The sequence below is a fragment of the Maricaulis sp. B-26 genome (assembly GCF_056857855.1).
The window spans coordinates 1-17,964 of record NZ_JBSXNX010000014.1 but is presented as its reverse complement, the minus strand read 5'-3'; the positions used below and the strand labels follow the sequence as shown (position 1 = coordinate 17,964).

Genomic DNA, 17,964 nt, shown 5'->3' with positions numbered 1-17,964 from the left:
ATTTCGCCTGTTCCGCGAAGAAGGCAAGCCTGTGGCCTGGACGCCTATCGCCCTCGCCGTTTCTTCCGCACGGCGCGCCAGCGCTCGAGACGTTCCCGGATCGCCGCCTCACGTCCGCTTTCGCGCGGCTCGTAGAAGACCGGCCGGTCCTTCATCTCGTCCGGGAAGTAGTCCTGGCCCGACACCCCGCCCGGCGCGTCGTGATCGTATTCATAGCCCGCGCCATAGCCCTGTTCCTTCATGAGCGTGGTCGGAGCGTTGAGAATGTGGGCGGGAGGCATCAGGGACCCGGTTTCACGCGCCGCCTTCCTGGCCCGCTTGTATGCGACGTAGACGGCATTCGACTTTGCAGCCGTCGCCAGATGCACCACCGCGTGGGCCAGCGCCAACTCCCCCTCCGGCGAACCGAGGCGTTCATAGGTCCGCGCCGCCTCATTGGCGATCATGAGACCGGTCGGGTCGGCCAGACCGATATCCTCCGACGCCATGCGAACGAGACGCCGGGCCAGGAAAAGCGGGTCCTCACCGCCCTCCAGCATGCGGGCGAACCAGTAGAGCGCCGCATCCGGATCGGAACCGCGCACCGCCTTGTGCAGGGCGGAGATGAGATTGTAGTGCTCTTCCCGGTCCTTGTCGTAGGCCGTCGCGCGCTTGTTGAGGAGCTGGCCCAGCGCCTCGGCGCCGACAAGGCCGCCCTCGGCTGCGGAGGCGTCGAAGGTGAAGGCCTCCTCCACCAGGTTGAGCAGATATCGCCCGTCGCCATCCGCCATTGCCCGCAGGGCCGACCGGGCCCCGTCATCGAGCGGGAGCTTGCGGCCCATCTCGGCCTCGGCCCGGCCGATCAGCTGATCCAGCCCGGCATCGTCAAGACGCTTGAGAACCAGGACCTGGCAGCGTGACAGGAGCGCCGCATTGAGCTCGAAGGACGGGTTCTCCGTGGTCGCCCCGACGAGCGTGATCGTCCCCTCCTCCACCACGGGCAGGAAGCCGTCCTGCTGGGCCCGGTTGAAACGGTGAATCTCGTCGACGAAAAGCAAGGTTCCCCGCCCTGCCTGACGTCGGGCCCGGGCCCGGTCGAACGCCTTCTTGAGGTCGGCCACGCCGGAGAAGACCGCGGAGAGCGGTTCGAATTCCAGATCGCTGTCCTCGGCCAGAAGCCGGGCTATCGTCGTCTTGCCGACACCCGGCGGTCCCCACAGGATCAGCGATGCGAGCCTGTTCTGCGCCCGCATCCGCGCTATAGGTCCCGTTCCCTGAAGCAGGTGATCCTGCCCGACCACTTCGTCGAGCGTTGCTGGACGCAAACGATCGGCGAGCGGTCGGGGCGCTTCACTTTCCATGCCGGCAGCTTCGAACAGGCTTGTCATGCTCAAAGCCTAGGCCCGTTCGCACGCGTGCTGAAGTGCCCAGCTGTGCTATCCTGCCGCCGGGAGGAGCACATCATGACCACACTCACGACCGAGCGGCCGGATGAGACCGCCAAGAGCGGCGGCGCAGGAAGCGGCGTGACCGCGCACCTGACGACGCCAGGCGCTCTTGAGGCGATTGCCTTTTACAAGGATGCTTTTGGCGCCGAGGAAGCCTTCCGCCACATGGACGAGGACGGGAAGCGTGTCATGCACGCCCATTTGCGGATCAATGGCGGCTCCGTCTTTCTCAATGACGATTTCCCCGAATACCGCGGCGGCGCTCCTGCCCCGGCCCCGGCCGGTATCTGCCTTCACCTGCAGGTCGACGATGCGGACGCCTGGTTTGCGCGCGCCGTCAAGGCCGGGGCGGAAGTGTCCATGCCCCTGCAGGACATGTTCTGGGGCGATCGTTACGGACATCTCAAAGACAAGTGGGGCTACACCTGGTCCGTCGCCCACACGCTCGACAGAGGAGACGACTGATGTCGGAAACCCTGGACAAGCCCGATGAGGCCAGAACGGGGGCGGACGCGGCCCCGACGACGCTTGCCCCCTATCTTTCGGTAAGGGACGGCAATTCGGCGATCGAATTCTACAGGACGGCTTTCGATGCGGACGTTCTGGAGCGTTATGACTGGGAGGGGCTCGTCGGCCACGCCACGCTGCGAATCAATGGCAGCATTCTGAACCTCGCCGACGAGTATCCGGAGCATGAGGCAGAGATCGGCACGGTTTCACCGGCCACGCTGGACGGGCGCACCACCGTGACGATCATGCTCTATGTCGACGATACGGATACCTGGTTCGACCGGGCGATCGAGGCCGGTGCCAGCGTGGTGCGCGCCTGCACAGACGAGTTCTACGGCCGCCACGGCAAGCTGCGCGACCCGTTCGGCCATGTCTGGAGCCTCGTCACGCTGAAACGCGAATAGCGGCTCAGTAGAGCCGCAATTCCGCTTCATGGCGCTGGCCGCGGCGCTCGATCACGATCGGCCAGAACTGCTCGCCATCGAACGCGGCGAGCGCTTCGACAGCCGTATCCAGGTCCCGCACGGGCTCGCCCATCAGTTCGACGATCCGGTCGCCCGGACGGAAGCCGAAGCGTGCCGCCACCGACCGGCGCGACACGCGGCTGACCACAACGCCGTCGAGGAAGGGATCGATCCCGACGCGCTCATTGAAGGCCGGCGAAAGACGGACCAGCTCGACACCTGCGAGCGGATTGCGTCCTGCCACGCCGAAAGGCTCCGGTTCGGCGATACCCGGGGCCGGGATAACCGGTACATCGACTTCCAGTTCGCGGCCGTCGCGCAGCACGGTAAAGCGCGCGTCTTCGCCGGCGGCATGGGTTGCCAGACGGAAACGCGCCCCTGATTCATTGTTCACGTCCTGGCCGTCGATCGCGAGGACGATATCGCCCTGGCGCAGGCCGGCATCGTCCGCGGCCGCGTCCGGATAGACCTCGTTCACCAGCGCACCGCGCGGACGATCCAGACCGAAGGCCTGGGCGAGATCATTGGTCACGGGCTGCAGGCGGGCGCCCAGCCAGGGCCGGACCAATTCGCCCTCTGTCAGCGCCGAATCCACGACACGTCGCACCATTTCGACCGGGATGGCGAAGCCGATACCGTTCGACCCGCCCGAGCGCGAGAAGATCATCGTGTTCACGCCGACCAGCTCGCCATCCATATCGACCAGCGCACCGCCGGAATTGCCCGGATTGATCGCAGCATCGGTCTGGATGAAAGACCCGAAATCCGTCTGGCCCACATCGGTACGCGACAGAGCCGACACGATTCCGCTGGTCACGGTCTGACCGACGCCGAAAGGATTGCCTATCGCGAGCACCAGATCGCCGACCTCGACCTCGTTGGCATTGTCGAAGGGCATGACCGGAAGTGGCTCGTCCGTGTCCACTTTCAGCACGGCCAGATCGGTCGCCTCGTCCGTCAGCAGGATCTCCGCCGTGTATTCGCGGCGGTCGGCCAGCACGACCCGCAGTTCGGTCGCGCCCTGCACGACGTGGTTATTGGTGACGATAACGCCGGAAGCATCCACGATAACACCCGAGCCGAGCGAATTCTGTTCCTGCGGCCCGCGGTCGAAGAAGCGCGAGAAGAACGGATCGCCGGCGAAGGGATGCTGGGACCGCACAACGCGGCGCGTGTAGACATTGACCACAGCGGGCGCCGCCTCCCGGACCACCGGGGCGAAGGAGAGCTGCATTTCCGCACGGCTGTCGGGAACGACCCGGTCCTGAAGCCCGGCCTGACCACCGGCGAGCTCGAGTTCCTGGGCGGCAACCGGCATCGCCAGGGCGGCGGTTGCGATGAGGGAAGAGAGAAGCAGGTTTTTGATCATGACGCTCATATAGGCACAATTGCGGGCACGAAAAAGGCGGCTTGCAAGAGCAAAGCCGCCTTCCCCTGAACCTGCAATGACCGGAAGCTTACTCCTCGGTCATCCCCGTTTCGGCCTCGACGCGCGCACGATCGGCAGCGCCCTTGGCGGCCGGGTCGCGGTCGACCAGCTCGATGACGGCCATCGGCGCATTATCGCCGTGACGGAAGCCCGCCTTCAGGACGCGCGTGTAACCGCCATTGCGGTCGGTGTAACGGCCGCCCAGCGTGTCGAACAGCTTCTTGACCTGGTCCTCATTGCGGACCTTGGACATGGCCTGACGGCGGCCATGAACGTCGCCACGCTTCGCCAGCGTGATGAGCTTGTCCATGAACGGAGCCAGTTCCTTCGCCTTCGGAAGGGTGGTGACGATCTGCTCGTGCTCGATCAGCGACGCGGCCATATTGGCCAGCATGGCTTTGCGATGCGAGTGCGTGCGGTTGAGCTTGCGGTGTGCGATGCCGTGACGCATGGCTATATCTCCTCAGGTCCGGTTCAGGCGCCTCCCGGCGGCTGCCTAGACGTGATCCTCAAAACGTTTGGCAAGATCTTCGATGTTCTCCGGCGGCCAGTTCGGCGCTTCCATACCCAGGTGGAGACCCATCTGGGCGAGAACTTCCTTGATCTCGTTGAGCGACTTGCGTCCGAAGTTCGGGGTACGGAGCATTTCCGCCTCGGACTTCTGGATCAGGTCGCCGATGTAGACGATGTTGTCGTTCTTCAGGCAGTTCGCCGAACGCACGGACAGCTCGAGCTCGTCGACCTTGCGCAGCAGCGCCGGGTTGAAGTCGAGCTCCGGCTTGTCGTCTTCGGCCGGACGCGCCTCGACGGCTTCCTCGAAGTTGATGAAGATCTGGAACTGGTCCTGCAGGATCCGCGCAGCGAAGGCCACGGAGTCTTCCGGCGTGACGGTTCCGTCCGTCTCGACTTCAAGGGTCAGCTTGTCATAGTCCAGCACCTGTCCCTCACGCGTATTCTCCACCTTGTAGGAGACGCGCTTGACCGGGCTGTAGAGCGAATCGACGCCGATCAGACCGATCGGGGCATCTTCCGGGCGGTTACGCTCGGAAGGCACATAGCCCTTGCCGGTGTTGATCGTGAATTCCATGCGGATTTCCGCGCCCTCGTCGAGGGTACAGAGGACGAGATCCTTGTTGATGATCTCGACGTCCGAGGTTTCCTCGATATCGCCAGCCGTCACGACGCCCGGGCCGGACTTCTTGAGCACGACGCGCTTGGGTCCCTCGCCATGCATGCGAAGGGCGATCTGCTTGATGTTCAGGACGATGTCGGTGACGTCTTCACGCACACCGTCGATCGACGAGAACTCGTGGACCACGCCGTCGATATGCACATTGGTCACGGCCGCGCCCTGCAGAGAGGACAGCAGCACGCGACGCAGCGCGTTGCCCAGCGTCATGCCGAAGCCGCGCTCGAGCGGTTCGGCGACGATCTTCGCCTGACGCTCGGGGTCGTGCCCCGGGTCGATTTCCGGCTTCATCGGGCGGATGAGTTCTTGCCAGTTCTTCTCGATCACGTTCTTACTGCCCCTTCATCAGCCGGACGGAATGACCTCCGGCGCGTTCAACAGGCGAAATGCGCGCTGCGTGGTTAGACGCGGCGGCGCTTCGGCGGACGGCAACCGTTATGCGGGATCGGCGTGACGTCCTGGATGGTGGTGATAGTGAATCCCACCGACTGCAGCGCACGAAGCGCGGACTCACGTCCCGAACCCGGACCGGAGACCTTCACTTCGAGGGTCTTCATGCCGTGCTCGATCGCTTTCTTGCCAGCATCTTCAGCGGCCATCTGAGCCGCATACGGGGTCGACTTGCGCGAACCCTTGAAGCCCATGTGACCGGCCGAAGACCAGGAAATCGCATTGCCCTGGGCGTCGGTGATGGTCACCATGGTGTTGTTGAAGCTGGCATTCACGTGGGCGACGCCCGACGTGATGTTCTTTCGCTCGCGCCGCTTAACGCGGCTCGGTTCCTTAGCCATATCTCAGGACCCTATTTCTTCTTGCCGGCGATCGGCTTTGCGGGACCTTTGCGCGTACGCGCATTGGTGTGAGTGCGCTGCCCACGAACCGGGAGGCCACGACGGTGGCGAAGGCCACGGTAGTTGCCGAGGTCCATGAGGCGCTTGATGTTGACCGCGACCTCACGACGCAGATCACCTTCAACCAGGTGATCGCGGTCGATGACTTCGCGGATTTGCAGCACTTCAGCATCCGTGAGGTCACTGACGCGGCGTTCCGGCGTGATGGAAACCTGCTCGCAGATCTCCTTCGCCTTGGCCGGGCCAATGCCGTGGATGTAGCGCAGCGCGATCTCTACGCGCTTATTCGTCGGAATATTGACGCCGGCAATACGGGCCACAATCCTTCTCCCAATTCAGAACGCCTTGCACGGACGACCCAATGGGCAACCTTTCGGTCGCCGCATAAGCTCGCCCGTTTCGCGAAGGGCGCTATCTACAGTCAGCGTTGCCACCCCGTCAATGGGGTTGCAACAGGTGTGTGTCACTTATCGTCCAAGGCTGCGGCAATTCCCGCTGCAACCTCGTCCATCGAACCCATGCCGGCCACTTCCCGCAATTTGCCCTGTTCGGCATAAAACGGGATAAGCGGCGCGGTCTGATCCTGATAGTTTTTCAGGCGAACCTTGAACGCGTCGATATTGTCGTCGGCGCGTCCTTCTTCAGCCGCCCGCTTTTCCATACGGGCGACAAGCTCTTCATCATCCACCAGAAGGCGGATGACCGCATCGACCTGACTACCGCGCTTTGCTAGCGCCGCATCCAGGGCTTCGGCCTGGGCCACGGTGCGCGGGAAACCGTCGAAGATGGCCCCGCCCGCAGCCTCGGCTTCCGGCAGGCGCTCCTCGATCAGCTCGATGACGATCTCGTCGGAGACGAGATTGCCCGCATCCATGATCGCCGCGACGCGCTGGCCGAGTTCGGTGCCGGCCGCCTTGGCCTCGCGCAGCATATCACCCGTCGAAAGCTGAACCCAGCCGCGCTCGGCGACCAGCGTCTTCGATTGGGTGCCTTTGCCGCAGCCCGGCGGTCCGAAAAGAATGATGTTCATCGCTTCCGGCCCCGCAGCTTCGACTTCTTGATCAGACCTTCATACTGGTGCGCCAGCAGGTGGGACTGGATCTGGGAAATCGTGTCCATGGTCACCGAGACCACGATCAGCAGCGAAGTGCCGCCCAGCGCCGTCGTCGGATTGATGAACATCGGCACGAGGCAGATGAGCGTGAGGTAGAGCGCACCGATCAGCGTCAGGCGCGACAGCACGAAGTCGATATACTCCGCGGTGCGCTTGCCCGGGCGGATGCCCGGCAGGAAGCCGCCGTATTTGCGCAGATTCTCGGCCGTGTCTTCCGGATTGAAGACCACCGAGGTGTAGAAGAAACAGAAGAAGATGATCATGGCGGCGTAAAGCGCCATGAAGCTCGGAGCACCCGGGCCGAGATAGGCCACGACCGTCTGCAGCCATTCCGGGCCGGACTGTGCCTGGAAGCTCGCTGCCGTCGACGGCAGCAGCAGCAGAGAGGATGCGAAGATCGGCGGGATAACGCCGGCCGTGTTCAGCTTCAGCGGCAGGAAGGAGGTGTCGCCACCGACCATCCGGTTGCCCTGCTGACGCTTCGGGTACTGGACCAGAAGGCGGCGCTGGGACCGCTCGATAAAGACGACCAGGACGAGGCCGACCAGCACCAGGGCGAAACCGCCGAACAGGGCGCCGCCGGACATCGCGCCGCTGGCGCTGGCGCTCAGCGCGCCGCCGATCATGCCCGGCACGGCCGAGATAATGCCCGCGAAAATGATCAGGGATACGCCATTGCCCACGCCGCGCGAGGTAATCTGCTCGCCCAGCCAGAGCAGCAGCATCGTGCCGCCGACCAGGGTGATGACCGTTGACGCAATGAAGAACGGCCCCGGATTCACCGCCATGGTGAGACCGTCCGCGTTCGGCGTGTTCATGCCGATCGCGATCGCGAGCGCCTGGCCGGTTGCAAGCAGCACGGTCAGGTAACGCGAATACTGGTTGATCTGCTGACGGCCCTGCTCGCCACCTTCCTTCTTCAGCTTTTCAAGGCTGGGAATGGTGGCAGACATGAGCTGCATTATGATCGACGCCGAGATGTAGGGCATCACGTTGAGCGCAAAGATCGCCATGCGTTCGACGGCACCGCCGCCGAGCATGTTGAACATGCTCAGAATGCCCTGCCCTCCGCCGCCCAGCGATTCGAACACGCGGGCGTACTGGACCGGGTCGATACCCGGAATCGGCACGAAAGTTCCGATCCGGTACACGATCAGGATCCCGATCGTGAACAGGATTCGTTGCTGCAGCTCCTTCGCTTTCGCGAAGGAGCTGAAGTTCATGTTTGCAGCGAGCTGTTCAGCAGCTGAAGCCATAAAGACGTCCCCGGAAGGTCGGCGTTAAGTCGCTTATTCCGCGGCGTCAGCCACGGCCGTGATGGTCACCTTGCCACCCGCCTTCTCGACGGCCTCGACGGCTGTCTTGGAGGCACCAGCGACGGTGATATCCACTTTGGACTTCAGCTCGCCCTTCGCAAGGAGGCGGATGCCGTCGAGTTCACGACGAACCAGCCCGGACGCGATCAGCACTTCGGCCGTAATCGGCTTCTTGCTGTCGATCTTGCCCGCTGCGATGGCTTTCTCGAGACGTCCGAGGTTCACTTCGGCCCACTGCTTGCGGTTCGGCTTGTTGAAGCCGCGCTTCGGCAGGCGCATGTGAAGCGGCATCTGGCCGCCCTCGAAGCCCTTGATGGCCACACCCGAACGGGATTTCTGGCCCTTGACGCCGCGGCCACCGGTCTTGCCCTTGCCGGAACCGATACCTCGGCCGACGCGGGTGCGGAGCTTGGTGGCGCCGTCTTTGTCGCGCAGTTGATTGAGACGCATGTCGTTCTCCATTCGATAGAGCGGTTTCCCTTAAGGGACCTACTCCTCGATGATTTCCACCATGTGGCTGACCTTGGCGATCATGCCGCGGACTGCCGGGGTGTCTTCCAGTTCGCGCTCGCGACCGATCTTGTTCAGACCCAGTCCGACGAGCGTGGCGCGTTGATCCTGAGGGCGGCGGATGGCGCTGCCCGTCTGGCGCACACGGATGGTCTTTTTGGCCATGTCTCGCGGTCCTTACGCTTCGATCGCTTCCGGCGACGACGCACCGTCGTCGCGGCGGTTCACCAGATCACCCACTTTCAGACCACGCTTGGCAGCAACCGAGCGCGGGCTCGACTGCGACTTGAGCGCGTCGATCGTGGCGCGGATCATGTTGTAGGGGTTGGACGTGCCGACCGACTTGGCGACGACGTCCTGGACACCCAGGGTTTCCAGCACGGCGCGCATCGGACCGCCGGCGATAACACCGGTACCCGGAGGGGCAGCGCGCAGCACGACCTTGCCGGCACCGTGACGGCCCCGCGTGTCGTGATGCAGCGTACGGCCTTCGCGCAGCGGAACACGGATCATGTTCTTTTTCGCTTCGTCCGTTGCCTTCCGGATCGCTTCCGGCACTTCGCGGGCCTTGCCCTTGCCGAAGCCGACGCGGCCCTTCTGGTCGCCGACCACAACGAGGGCGGCAAACTGGAAGTTCCGGCCGCCTTTGACGGTCTTGGCGACGCGGTTGATGTGGACGAGCTTGTCTACAATCTCGTCCTGCTGTTCCTGGTCGCGATCACGGCCGCGTCCACGGCCGCGGCCGCGGTCGCCGCGGTCACCGCGGTCACGCTTTTGCTCGTTCTGATGAGCCATGTGTCCGCTCCCTTAAAAGCTCAGACCGCCCTCGCGGGCCGCCTCTGCGAGCGCCTTGACGCGCCCGTGAAAGATATAACCACCGCGGTCGAAGACGACTTCCTTGACGCCGGCTTTCACGGCGCGTTCGGCGAGCAGCTTGCCGACGATCTCGGCAGCCTTCGTGTCGCAGCCCTTGCCGTGCTCTTTCTGAGCGACGTCTTCCAGCGAAGACGCGGCGACCAGGGTCTTGCCCGCCACATCGTCGATGATCTGGGCATAGATGTTCTTCGAAGAACGGTAGACCGACAGCCGCGGGCGGCCATTGGCCAGCTTCCGCAGGCGGATCCGGGTACGCTGTGCGCGACGGACCGATTTTTCGCGTTGAGTTTTCATCGCTCGCCCTACTTCTTCTTGCCTTCTTTGCGGCGAATGTATTCGCCAGCATATTTGATGCCCTTGCCCTTGTAGGGCTCCGGCGGACGGAAGCGGCGGATCTCTGCGGCCACCTGGCCAACGCGCTGCTTGTCAGCGCCGGAGATTTTCACTTCGGTCGGCTTGGAACAGGCGATCGTGATGCCTTCCGGCGCGTCATAGATGACGTCGTGCGACAGGCCCAGCGACAGCTTCAGGGCCTGGCCCTGCATCTGAGCGCGGTAACCGACGCCGACCAGTTCGAGATCCTTCTCGAAACCGGCCGAGACGCCCTGCACCAGATTGGCAACCAGCGCACGCTGCATGCCCCACATGGCGCGAGCCTTCTTCGACTCGTCGCGCGGCTTCACGGTGATACCGTCTTCGCCCTGGGACACCGTGACGTCTTCAACGAAGTCCATCGACAGCTCGCCCTTGGGACCTTTCACGGTCAGGCTCGAATCCGTCAGCGTCGCCGTGACGCCGGACGGGATGGCTACCGGGAGTTTACCGATACGTGACATTGGCGCGCTCCCTTAGCTTACGTGGCAGAGGATTTCGCCGCCCACATTGGCCTCGCGGGCAGTCGCATCCGACATCACGCCCTTGGGCGTGGAGAGGATGGCGATCCCGAGACCGTTCTGGACGAGCGGCAGATCCTTGACGCCGGAATAGACGCGGCGGCCCGGCTTGGAGATACGCTTGATCTCCTGGATAACCGAGTCACCTTCGAAATACTTGAGCTCGATCTCGAGCTCCTTGAAACCGCTGGCGTGGTCCACTTCCGCATAGTCGCGGATGTAACCTTCGCTTTTCAGCACGTCGAGGACGCGGCGGCGCAGGGCCGAGGCCGGCGTGTTCACCTTCCGCTTGTTGCGCATAAGCGCGTTGCGGATACGAGTCAGCATATCGCCGAGAGGATCATTCACGGACATGTCTCGATACCTCTCTTACCAGCTCGACTTGACCATGCCCGGGACCATTCCCTGGCTGGCCAGATCACGCAGCGCGATGCGCGACATGCGCAGCTTGCGATAGAAAGCGCGCGGACGGCCGGTGATCTCACACCGGTTGCGTACACGCGACGGGGCCGAATTGCGCGGCAGGGCCGCCAGCTTCAGCTGAGCAGCGAAACGCTCCTCAACCGGCAATTCCTGATTGCGAGCGATCGCCTTGAGCTGCTCACGCTTGGCCGCATAACGCTTGGCCAGGCGCTCGCGCTTGCGATTGCGCTCGACTGCCGAAGATTTCGCCATTTAAGTCCTCCTGCGTGCAGAGCCCGAGCGGCTCTGCTCTCCTGCTGCGTTAGTTCGAAAACGGAAAATCGAACTCGGCCAGCAGGGCCTTCGCTTCCTCATCATTCTCTGCGGTGGTGCAGACAACGATATCCATACCCCGGATCTTCTCGACCTTGTCGTAGTCGATTTCCGGGAAAACGATGTGTTCTTTCAGACCCATCGCGTAATTGCCACGACCGTCGAAGCTCTTTCCGTTGAGCCCGCGGAAGTCACGCACACGCGGCAGGGCGATAGTGATCAGACGATCCAGGAATTCGTACATACGATCCTGGCGCAGGGTCACCTTCGCACCGATCACCTGCTCCTCGCGGAGCTTGAAGCCCGCGATGGACTTCTTGGCGACCGTCTTCACCGGCTTCTGGCCGGAGATGGCTTCCAGGTCTTCGAGCGCGCCCTTGATCTTCTTGGAATCCTGAGCGGCCTCGCCGACACCCATATTGATCACGATCTTGTCCAGACGCGGGATCTGCATGGGATTCGAGTAGCCGAACTTCTCCTTCATGCGCGCAACGATCTCGTCGTTGTACTTCGCACGCAGGCGCGGCGTGTAGGTAGCAGCCTCAGACATCGATAACCTCGCCCGAGCTCTTGGCGACACGGACCTTGCGGCCGTCATCAAGCGTCTTGAAGCCGACACGGGTCGGTTCGCCGGTTTTCGGATCGGCCAGCGCGACATTCGAGATGTGCAGCGCGGCTTCCTTTTCCTTGATGCCGCCCTGGTCGGTCTGCGTCGGACGCGTGTGGCGCTTGACCACGTTCACGCCCGAGACGATCACCTGATCCTCGGTCGGCATCACTTTCATGACCTCGCCGGTCTTGCCCTTGTCACGGCCGGCGAGAACGACGACCTTGTCGCCCTTCTTGATCTTGGCGGCCATTACAGCACCTCCGGAGCCAGCGACACGATCTTCATGTGGTTCTTGCCACGCAGTTCGCGCGGAACCGGGCCGAAGATACGCGTGCCGAGCGGCTCGTTATTGTTGTTGATCAGCACAGCCGCATTGGTATCGAAGCGAATGACGGAACCGTCCTTGCGCTTGATGTCCTTGGCGACGCGAACGACGACGGCCTTGCGGACGTCACCCTTCTTCACGCGACCGCGCGGAATGGCTTCCTTGACCGAGACGACAATGATGTCGCCGACGTGGGCGTAGCGACGCTTGGCACCGCCGAGCACCTTGATGCACTGCACACGGCGGGCGCCGGAATTGTCGGCTACGTCCAGATTGGTTTGCATCTGGATCATGGCAGATCCTCCTTGAGTAAAGGCAGGTCCTCAGCCGGGCTTACGCCTCGACGGGAACCACCTCCCACCGCTTCAGTTTCGACTTGGGTGCGCACTCCTGAATCTGGACGCGGTCACCCACTTTGAACGCATTGGCTTCGTCATGCGCGTGGTAACGCTTGGTGCGACGGACCGTCTTGCGCAGCAGCGGGTGGAGGAAAGTCCGTTCCACGCGCACCACGATGGTCTTGGCACCTTTGTCACTCACAACGACGCCTTGCAGAATACGCTTCGGCATCGCCTAGCTCCCTTGCTCTTGCTGCGCCTTGCGCTCGTTCTGGACCGTGCGGATGCGCGCGATATCGCGGCGAACCTGGCCATAGCGAGCGGTGTTTTCCAGCTGCCCGGAGGCCTGCTGGAAACGCAGATTGAATTGCTCTTTCTTCAGCTTGAGGAGCTCGTCCTTCAGCTGGTCTTCTGTCATGGCGCGAACGTCGACGGATTTCATCGTTCGTTCTCCTTACTCGCCCAGGCGGGCGACAATTTTGGTCTTCACCGGGAGTTTCGCCGCGCCCAGCGCCAGGGCTTCGCGGGCGACGTCCTCGGGAACACCGTCGATCTCGAACATGATCCGGCCGGGCTTGACCTTGCAGGCCCAGAATTCCGGCGAACCCTTACCTTTACCCATCCGGACTTCGGTCGGCTTCTTGGAAACCGGCACATCCGGGAAAATCCGGATCCAGACACGGCCGGCACGCTTCATGTGACGCGTGATGGCACGACGGGTCGCTTCGATCTGACGCGCGGTGACGCGTTCCGGCTGCAGCGCCTTCAGGCCGTAGGAGCCGAAGTTCAGCGTATAGCCACCCTTCGCAGCACCTTTGATGCGGCCTTTGTGCGCTTTGCGGAATTTCGTGCGTTTCGGTTGCAGCATGGCTGTATTCCCTTACGCGGCTTGGCGGCCCGAACGGGCACGCTGCTCACCCGACTCCTGGAGACGACGCTCCTGGGCCATCGGGTCGTGTTCCATGATCTCGCCTTTGTAGATCCAGACCTTGATACCGATGATACCCATCGCGGTCTTGGCTTCGGCGGTTCCGTAGTCGATGTCGGCGCGCAGCGTGTGGAGCGGCACGGAGCCTTCCTGGTACTGCTCGGTACGGGCGATCTCGGCACCGCCGAGACGACCGCCGCAGACGATCTTGCAGCCCTTGGCGCCCATGCGCATCGCCGACTGCAGGGAGCGCTTCATGGCGCGGCGGAAAGCCACGCGACGCTCGAGCTGCTGGGCGATGGACTCGGCCACCAGATTGGCGTCGATCTCGGGCTTGCGCACTTCGACCAGGTTCAGGAAAACCTCACCATCGACCATCTTGGACAGTTCGCGGCGGAGGACTTCGATGTCCGAACCCTTCTTGCCGATCACCACACCCGGACGGGCCGTGTGGACGGTGACGCGGCACTTCTTGTGCGGGCGCTCGATCACGATCTTCGAAACGCTGGCATTCTTGAGGCGCTTCTTGAGCATCTCGCGAATCTTCAGGTCTTCGTGCAGCAGCTTGGCGTATTCGCCAGCGCCGGCATACCAGCGGGATTCCCACGTGCGGTTGACGCCAAGGCGCAGACCGACCGGATTGACTTTCTGACCCATCAGGCGGCCTCCTCGACTTCGCGCACCACGATGGTGAGCTCGGAAAACGGCTTCAGGATTTTCGCGCCGCGACCGCGAGCGCGCGCCCGGTAGCGCTTCATGACAAGGTTCTTGCCGACGAAGGCTTCGGACACGACAAGGCTGTCGATGTCCAGGCCGTGATTGTTTTCAGCGTTCGCGACAGCCGACTCGAGGGTCTTCTTGACCTCCTTGGCGATCCGCTTGCGCGAGAACTCCAGATCGGCCAGCGCGCGCTCGACCTTCTTGCCGCGGATCATACCCGCGACGAGGTTGAGCTTCTGCGGGCTGATACGGATCATCCGCAGCTTGGCGCGCGCTTCGTTGTCAGCGACACGACGGGGATTGGAAGACTGTCCCATCGCTTATCTCCGCTTCGCTTTCTTGTCCGCTGCGTGACCGTAATAGGTCCGCGACGGAGAGAATTCGCCGAGCTTGTGGCCGACCATGTCTTCGGTCACCAGCACCGGCACGAACTTGTTGCCGTTGTGGACCTGGAAGGTCAGACCCACGAATTGCGGCATGATGGTAGAACGGCGCGACCAAGTCTTGATCGCTTGCTTGCGGCCACCCTCGTGCGACTTTTCCGCTTTTTTAAGCAGATAGCCGTCGACGAACGGACCTTTCCAGACAGAACGCGGCATCGGCGGCTCCCTATCGCTTCTTGCGCTCGTGGCGCGAGCGGATGATGAACTTGTCGGTCGACTTGTTCTTGCGGGTCTTGGCACCCTTGGTCGGCTTGCCCCACGGGGTCACCGGGTGACGACCGCCCGAGGTGCGACCTTCACCACCGCCGTGCGGGTGGTCGACCGGGTTCATGACAACGCCGCGGACCGACGGACGACGGCCAAGGTGACGGTTGCGACCGGCCTTGCCGAGATTGATATTCAGGTGATCCTGGTTGGACACGGCACCAACCGTACCCATGCAGGTATCCGGAACCATGCGAAGCTCACCGGACGCCAGACGGATCTGGGCATAGCCGGCATCGCGGCCGACCAGCTGGACGTAGGCACCGGCGGAGCGGGCGATCTGACCACCCTTCTCCGGCTTCATCTCCACATTGTGGAGGATGGTGCCGACCGGAGCCGACTTGAGCAGCATCGCATTGCCCGGCTTCACGTCGGTCTTGGCGGCCGCGATCACGGTGTCGCCAACAGCCAGACGCTGCGGAGCCAGGATGTAGGCCTTCTCACCGTCCTCATACTTGATGAGGGCGATGAACGCCGTGCGGTTCGGATCGTACTCGAGACGTTCGACCGTCGCGGGCACGTCCCACTTGCGGCGCTTGAAGTCGATGAGACGATACAGGCGCTTGGCACCGCCGCCACGACGGCGGGCGGTCACGCGACCCGTATTGTTCCGGCCACCCTTTTTGGAGAGGCCTTCGACCAGCGTCTTCTCGGGGCGTCCCTTGTGCAGCGCGGAGCGATCCACGAGCACCAGGGCACGGCGGCCCGGAGAGGTCGGTTTGAATGTTTTCAAAGCCATCTTACAGACCCGTCGTCACGTCGATCGAGTGACCCTCTGCGAGAGTCACGACCGCTTTCTTCTGGTCATTGCGCCGGCCCGCGATACCGCGGAAGCGCTTCGTCTTACCGTGAACCTTGATCGTGTTCACCGCCGTCACCTTCACCTTGAAGAGTTCTTCGACCGCTTCCGCGATCTCCTTCTTGTTGGCGCTCAGCGGGACGAAGAAGACGACCTTGCCGTCTTCCGACAGCAGGGTGGACTTTTCCGTGATCACCGGTCCCAGGATCGTGTCGTAATGGCGCGCAGCAGCCGTCATCTTAAGCCTCCTTCGCGCTCAGGCGTTCGTGGATTTTCTCCACGGCAGCCTTGGTCAGCACCAGGGTGTCGCGACGCAGCACGTCATAGACGTTCAGGCCCTGGGCGGGCAGCACGTCGATGCACGGCAGGTTGCGAGCCGCCTTGGCGAAATTCTCGTTCACGTCCTCGCCCGAGATGATCAGCGCGTTGGAAATGCCGAGACCTTCGAAAGAGCTGCGCAGCTCCTTGGTCTTCGGCGCGTCCAGGGCTGCATCGTCGAGAACGATGAGCGACTTCGAACCGGCCTTGGCCGACAGGGCGTGACGCAGACCCAGCGCACGGACCTTTTTGGGAAGGTCGTGGGCGTGGCTGCGGACGCGCGGGCCATGGGCCTTGCCGCCGCCGACGAAGATCGGAGCAGAACGGGCACCGTGACGCGCACCGCCACTGCCCTTCTGACGACCGAACTTTTTCTTCGTCCGCGCGATTTCAGAGCGGCCGAGCGTCTTGTGGGTACCCTGCTGGCGAGCCGCCAGCTGCCACTTCACGACGCGCTGCAGGAGGTCGGAGCGGACCTCTTCGATACCGAAAACGGCATCGTCGAGATCGATGGCACCGGCGTCCTTCGCCGCGAGGGTTTTTACCTCGATCTTCATGCTTCCGTTCCTTCCTCACCGTCGGCCGTGCCGTCGGTCGCCGCAGCTTCGGCCTCGGCCGGAGCCGCTTCGTCTTCGACCTTCGGGGCCTCAGCCGGAGCGTTCAACTCGTCCAGCGTGCGGAACTTGCCCGGCACGGGCAGCTCGGCATCGCCATATCCCTTGACCGCATCGCGGATCTCGACCCAGCCGCCGGCAGAACCGGGGACCGCACCCTTGACCAGCACGAGACCGCGCTCGACGTCGACACGGACAACTTCGATGTTCTGCGTGGTCACGCGGGTCGCACCCATGTGACCGGCCATCTTCTTGCCCTTGAAGACCTTGCCCGGATCCTGACACTGACCGGTCGAACCATGCGAACGGTGCGAAATCGACACACCGTGCGTGGCACGCAGGCCGCCAAAACCGTGGCGCTTCATGGCACCGGCGAAACCCTTACCGATCGAAATGCCGGCAACGTCCACCTTCTGGCCCGGAACGAAGTGATCGGCGGTCAGCTCGGCGCCGACCTCGATTAGAGCGTCGTCCCCGACGCGGAATTCAACCAGTTTGCGCTTCGGCGCAACCTTGGCCTTCGCAAAGTGCCCGCGCAGGGCTTTCGGCGTCCGCTTGGCCTTCGCTTCACCCGCGCCGAGCTGCAGCGCGACGTATCCGTCCCGATCCGCCGTTTTCTGGGCGACGACCTGGCAATTGTCCAGGTGCAGCACCGTGCAGGGCACGTGCGCGCCGTCGTCGGCGAAAATACGCGTCATGCCCAGCTTGCGGGCAATCACGCCGGTTCTACGATCTTCCTGGCGCATAGTCCTACGCTCCCAGCTTGATCTCGACGTCCACACCGGCCGACAGGTCGAGCTTCATCAGCGCGTCCACGGTCTGCGGCGTGGGGTCAACAATGTCGAGAAGGCGCTTGTGAGTCCGGATTTCGAACTGTTCGCGCGATTTCTTGTCGATGTGCGGCGAGCGCAGCACCGTGAACTTCTCGATACGCGTCGGCAGCGGAATCGGACCGCGAACGTTCGCGCCGGTACGCTTGGCCGTGGAGACAATCTCCCGGGTGGAATTATCCAAAACCCGGTGATCGAACGCCTTCAGGCGAATGCGGATGTTTTGACGTTCCATCAAACCGATCCCGTGTCTAAACTTTCAAAAAGAGCATGGCCGGGGCGAACACCACGAGGCGTCGCCCCGGCCGGATGATTACTTGTTACTCGACGATTTTGGAGACGACGCCGGCGCCGACGGTGCGGCCGCCTTCACGGATAGCGAAGCGGAGCTTCTCTTCCATGGCGATCGGCGTGATCAGCTCGACATTCATTTCCACATTGTCGCCCGGCATCACCATTTC

The 17,964-nt window shown here is 63.0% G+C and carries 32 protein-coding genes; 2 read left to right on the top strand and 30 right to left on the bottom strand.

The genetic code is table 11. The features are described 5' to 3' along the window. Positions 1-44: 44 nt before the first annotated feature. The gene (locus AC13HB_RS02835) at positions 45-1,367 is read right to left on the bottom strand and encodes a replication-associated recombination protein A (RefSeq protein WP_482948205.1); all 1,323 of its coding nucleotides are present in this window, start codon (positions 1,365-1,367) and stop codon (positions 45-47) included. 75 nt (positions 1,368-1,442) lie between these two features. On the opposite strand from AC13HB_RS02835, the gene AC13HB_RS02830 reads away from it, so the two are divergent. Continuing rightward, a complete protein-coding gene (locus AC13HB_RS02830; protein ID WP_482948204.1) occupies positions 1,443-1,892 on the top strand; it encodes a VOC family protein in 450 nt (149 codons plus the stop codon). Further along, entirely contained in the window at positions 1,892-2,341 is a 450-nt protein-coding gene (locus tag AC13HB_RS02825) for a VOC family protein (protein WP_482948203.1), read from the top strand. The genes AC13HB_RS02830 and AC13HB_RS02825 overlap by 1 nt, the downstream gene beginning before the upstream one ends. A gap of 4 nt (positions 2,342-2,345) precedes the next feature. On the opposite strand, the gene AC13HB_RS02820 is transcribed toward AC13HB_RS02825, so the two are convergent. The 29 genes from AC13HB_RS02820 to AC13HB_RS02680 all read right to left on the bottom strand — a co-directional run. Continuing rightward, the gene (locus AC13HB_RS02820) at positions 2,346-3,770 is read right to left on the bottom strand and encodes a Do family serine endopeptidase (protein WP_482948202.1); all 1,425 of its coding nucleotides are present in this window, start codon (positions 3,768-3,770) and stop codon (positions 2,346-2,348) included. Between the two features lie 88 nt (positions 3,771-3,858). Then, positions 3,859-4,281 carry a 50S ribosomal protein L17 gene (rplQ, locus tag AC13HB_RS02815; protein ID WP_482948201.1) on the bottom strand — a complete coding sequence of 141 codons (423 nt, stop codon included), beginning with the start codon at positions 4,279-4,281 and terminating at the stop codon, positions 3,859-3,861. A 45-nt stretch (positions 4,282-4,326) separates the two neighbouring features. Beyond that, entirely contained in the window at positions 4,327-5,346 is a 1,020-nt protein-coding gene (locus tag AC13HB_RS02810) for a DNA-directed RNA polymerase subunit alpha (protein ID WP_482948200.1), read from the bottom strand. 74 nt (positions 5,347-5,420) lie between these two features. Continuing rightward, a complete protein-coding gene (rpsK, locus tag AC13HB_RS02805) occupies positions 5,421-5,810 on the bottom strand; it encodes a 30S ribosomal protein S11 (protein WP_138514337.1) in 390 nt (129 codons plus the stop codon). Positions 5,811-5,821: 11 nt separating this feature from the next. Then, a complete protein-coding gene (rpsM, locus tag AC13HB_RS02800) occupies positions 5,822-6,190 on the bottom strand; it encodes a 30S ribosomal protein S13 (RefSeq protein ID WP_482948199.1) in 369 nt (122 codons plus the stop codon). Positions 6,191-6,333: 143 nt separating this feature from the next. Continuing rightward, a complete protein-coding gene (locus AC13HB_RS02795; RefSeq protein ID WP_482948198.1) occupies positions 6,334-6,900 on the bottom strand; it encodes an adenylate kinase in 567 nt (188 codons plus the stop codon). Next, positions 6,897-8,240, bottom strand: coding sequence for a preprotein translocase subunit SecY (secY, locus tag AC13HB_RS02790; RefSeq protein WP_482948197.1), 1,344 nt, complete (start codon positions 8,238-8,240; stop codon positions 6,897-6,899). The genes AC13HB_RS02795 and secY overlap by 4 nt, the downstream gene beginning before the upstream one ends. A gap of 33 nt (positions 8,241-8,273) precedes the next feature. Further along, positions 8,274-8,750, bottom strand: a complete 477-nt coding sequence (gene rplO, locus AC13HB_RS02785) for a 50S ribosomal protein L15 (protein WP_482948196.1) — start codon at positions 8,748-8,750, stop codon at positions 8,274-8,276. Positions 8,751-8,789: 39 nt separating this feature from the next. Continuing rightward, a complete protein-coding gene (gene rpmD / locus AC13HB_RS02780) occupies positions 8,790-8,975 on the bottom strand; it encodes a 50S ribosomal protein L30 (RefSeq protein WP_482948195.1) in 186 nt (61 codons plus the stop codon). Between the two features lie 12 nt (positions 8,976-8,987). Continuing rightward, positions 8,988-9,605, bottom strand: coding sequence for a 30S ribosomal protein S5 (rpsE, locus tag AC13HB_RS02775; protein ID WP_482948194.1), 618 nt, complete (start codon positions 9,603-9,605; stop codon positions 8,988-8,990). A gap of 12 nt (positions 9,606-9,617) precedes the next feature. After that, the gene (rplR, locus tag AC13HB_RS02770; protein WP_482948193.1) at positions 9,618-9,980 is read right to left on the bottom strand and encodes a 50S ribosomal protein L18; all 363 of its coding nucleotides are present in this window, start codon (positions 9,978-9,980) and stop codon (positions 9,618-9,620) included. A gap of 8 nt (positions 9,981-9,988) precedes the next feature. Next, on the bottom strand, positions 9,989-10,522 hold the full coding sequence (rplF, locus tag AC13HB_RS02765) for a 50S ribosomal protein L6 (RefSeq protein ID WP_482948192.1): 534 nt from the start codon (positions 10,520-10,522) through the stop codon (positions 9,989-9,991). 12 nt (positions 10,523-10,534) lie between these two features. Further along, on the bottom strand, positions 10,535-10,933 hold the full coding sequence (rpsH, locus tag AC13HB_RS02760) for a 30S ribosomal protein S8 (RefSeq protein WP_482948191.1): 399 nt from the start codon (positions 10,931-10,933) through the stop codon (positions 10,535-10,537). A gap of 15 nt (positions 10,934-10,948) precedes the next feature. Then, on the bottom strand, positions 10,949-11,254 hold the full coding sequence (rpsN, locus tag AC13HB_RS02755) for a 30S ribosomal protein S14 (RefSeq protein WP_482948190.1): 306 nt from the start codon (positions 11,252-11,254) through the stop codon (positions 10,949-10,951). Positions 11,255-11,303: 49 nt separating this feature from the next. Then, positions 11,304-11,864, bottom strand: a complete 561-nt coding sequence (gene rplE / locus AC13HB_RS02750; protein ID WP_482948189.1) for a 50S ribosomal protein L5 — start codon at positions 11,862-11,864, stop codon at positions 11,304-11,306. Then, complete coding sequence (gene rplX, locus AC13HB_RS02745; RefSeq protein WP_482948188.1) at positions 11,857-12,174, bottom strand: 50S ribosomal protein L24; 318 nt, start codon at positions 12,172-12,174, stop codon at positions 11,857-11,859. The genes rplE and rplX overlap by 8 nt, the downstream gene beginning before the upstream one ends. Continuing rightward, positions 12,174-12,542: a 50S ribosomal protein L14 gene (gene rplN, locus AC13HB_RS02740; RefSeq protein WP_446236117.1), complete on the bottom strand. Its 369-nt coding sequence runs from the start codon at positions 12,540-12,542 to the stop codon at positions 12,174-12,176. Before rplN ends, rplX begins: the two co-directional genes overlap by 1 nt. Positions 12,543-12,582: 40 nt before the next feature. After that, positions 12,583-12,819, bottom strand: a complete 237-nt coding sequence (rpsQ, locus tag AC13HB_RS02735) for a 30S ribosomal protein S17 (RefSeq protein ID WP_482948187.1) — start codon at positions 12,817-12,819, stop codon at positions 12,583-12,585. A gap of 3 nt (positions 12,820-12,822) precedes the next feature. Then, positions 12,823-13,029 (bottom strand): 50S ribosomal protein L29, encoded by a 207-nt coding sequence (rpmC, locus tag AC13HB_RS02730; RefSeq protein WP_482948186.1) that lies wholly within the window; start codon positions 13,027-13,029, stop codon positions 12,823-12,825. A 12-nt stretch (positions 13,030-13,041) separates the two neighbouring features. After that, complete coding sequence (rplP, locus tag AC13HB_RS02725; RefSeq protein WP_482948185.1) at positions 13,042-13,455, bottom strand: 50S ribosomal protein L16; 414 nt, start codon at positions 13,453-13,455, stop codon at positions 13,042-13,044. Positions 13,456-13,467: 12 nt separating this feature from the next. After that, positions 13,468-14,172, bottom strand: coding sequence for a 30S ribosomal protein S3 (gene rpsC / locus AC13HB_RS02720; protein ID WP_482948184.1), 705 nt, complete (start codon positions 14,170-14,172; stop codon positions 13,468-13,470). Continuing rightward, positions 14,172-14,552: a 50S ribosomal protein L22 gene (gene rplV, locus AC13HB_RS02715; RefSeq protein WP_482948183.1), complete on the bottom strand. Its 381-nt coding sequence runs from the start codon at positions 14,550-14,552 to the stop codon at positions 14,172-14,174. Before rplV ends, rpsC begins: the two co-directional genes overlap by 1 nt. Before the next feature lie 3 nt (positions 14,553-14,555). After that, positions 14,556-14,834 (bottom strand): 30S ribosomal protein S19, encoded by a 279-nt coding sequence (gene rpsS, locus AC13HB_RS02710; RefSeq protein ID WP_011643729.1) that lies wholly within the window; start codon positions 14,832-14,834, stop codon positions 14,556-14,558. Positions 14,835-14,844: 10 nt separating this feature from the next. Further along, a complete protein-coding gene (gene rplB, locus AC13HB_RS02705; RefSeq protein WP_482948182.1) occupies positions 14,845-15,681 on the bottom strand; it encodes a 50S ribosomal protein L2 in 837 nt (278 codons plus the stop codon). A 1-nt stretch (position 15,682) separates the two neighbouring features. Continuing rightward, positions 15,683-15,979, bottom strand: coding sequence for a 50S ribosomal protein L23 (locus AC13HB_RS02700; RefSeq protein ID WP_482948181.1), 297 nt, complete (start codon positions 15,977-15,979; stop codon positions 15,683-15,685). A gap of 1 nt (position 15,980) precedes the next feature. Next, positions 15,981-16,616 carry a 50S ribosomal protein L4 gene (gene rplD / locus AC13HB_RS02695; protein WP_482948180.1) on the bottom strand — a complete coding sequence of 212 codons (636 nt, stop codon included), beginning with the start codon at positions 16,614-16,616 and terminating at the stop codon, positions 15,981-15,983. Beyond that, a complete protein-coding gene (gene rplC / locus AC13HB_RS02690) occupies positions 16,613-17,419 on the bottom strand; it encodes a 50S ribosomal protein L3 (RefSeq protein ID WP_482948179.1) in 807 nt (268 codons plus the stop codon). Before rplC ends, rplD begins: the two co-directional genes overlap by 4 nt. 4 nt (positions 17,420-17,423) lie before the next feature. Next, entirely contained in the window at positions 17,424-17,738 is a 315-nt protein-coding gene (rpsJ, locus tag AC13HB_RS02685; protein WP_011643734.1) for a 30S ribosomal protein S10, read from the bottom strand. 85 nt (positions 17,739-17,823) lie between these two features. Then, positions 17,824-17,964: EF-Tu C-terminal domain-related protein (locus AC13HB_RS02680; RefSeq protein ID WP_482947723.1), on the bottom strand; the 141-nt coding region annotated here is incomplete at its 5' end.